Raw genomic sequence first — 396 nt, forward strand, 5'->3', positions numbered from 1 at the left:
CGTTCTGGGACACCGGTCTCTCCAGCTTCGACACCAAGATCCCGGTCGAGACCAACCAGGAGCAGATCCTGATGGCGTACATCGGGCAGGGCCGGGTCCAGACCAACGCGCTGGCGATGGCCTCGGTCTCGGCGACCGTGCAGAGCGGAGTCTTCCGCCAGCCGATCCTGGTGCCCGGTTCCGAGCAGCAGAAGGCCGACAAGACGCTCTCCCCGGCCACCCTGAAGGGGCTGCAAGCGATGATGAACCTGACCGCCACCAGCGGCACCGCCGCCGGCCCGATGAGCGGTATCACCGCCGGGGCGGGCGCCAAGACCGGTACCGCCCAGGTCAACGGCCAGGCCGACGACAACAGCTGGTTCACCGCCTACCGGGGCAACCTCGCGGTGGCCGCCG

At 69.2% G+C, this 396-nt stretch carries 1 protein-coding gene; it reads left to right on the plus strand.

The window, feature by feature from the left end; translation table 11 throughout:
* On the plus strand, nucleotides 1–396 hold a 396-nt coding region (locus ABD323_RS42660; RefSeq protein WP_344447427.1), incomplete at both ends, for a penicillin-binding transpeptidase domain-containing protein.

It is taken from the genome of Kitasatospora nipponensis (assembly GCF_039528135.1).
Taxonomy (GTDB): Bacteria; Actinomycetota; Actinomycetes; order Streptomycetales; family Streptomycetaceae; genus Kitasatospora; species Kitasatospora nipponensis.